Raw genomic sequence first — 415 nt, forward strand, 5'->3', positions numbered from 1 at the left:
GTTATTCTGAACACCTCGTCCCATGCTTCGAGTATCTCTTTAGCGCGCTCCTCGTCCAGCTTCTCTATTGCAAAGCCTGTATGCACGATCACGTAATCGCCAACCTTAACATCAGGAAGCAAATCAAGGCGAGCTTCCCTCTTTACGCCCCCGAAATCAACAATCGCAACGTTTCCGTTGATCTCAAGAACCTTAGCTGGAACTGCCAGACACATTTTTCTCACCTGTTTCTAGGTTTGTCTGGGACTTTTTAAATGTTGCATAAAAAAGAATTTCATATAACCTCAACTAAAGGGAGGATTCTCTAACTGCGAATTCTAGTTCTAACTTAAGGCCTGATGACACTCACAAATCAAAAATCCCAAGGAATAGCGGATTTGATATCCTTTTAGGAATGTATGATTATTCTATTGAG

The 415-nt window shown here is 41.7% G+C and carries 1 protein-coding gene; it reads right to left on the bottom strand.

Annotation, left to right across the window (positions count from 1 at the left end; all coding sequences use genetic code 11):
- Positions 1-215 (bottom strand): HypC/HybG/HupF family hydrogenase formation chaperone (locus E3E29_RS11470; protein ID WP_167911111.1); only part of this gene is annotated, 215 nt, incomplete at its 3' end.
- Between the last annotated feature and the right edge of the window lie 200 nt (positions 216-415).

This window comes from Thermococcus sp. Bubb.Bath (assembly GCF_012027595.1).
GTDB lineage: Archaea > Methanobacteriota_B > Thermococci > Thermococcales > Thermococcaceae > Thermococcus.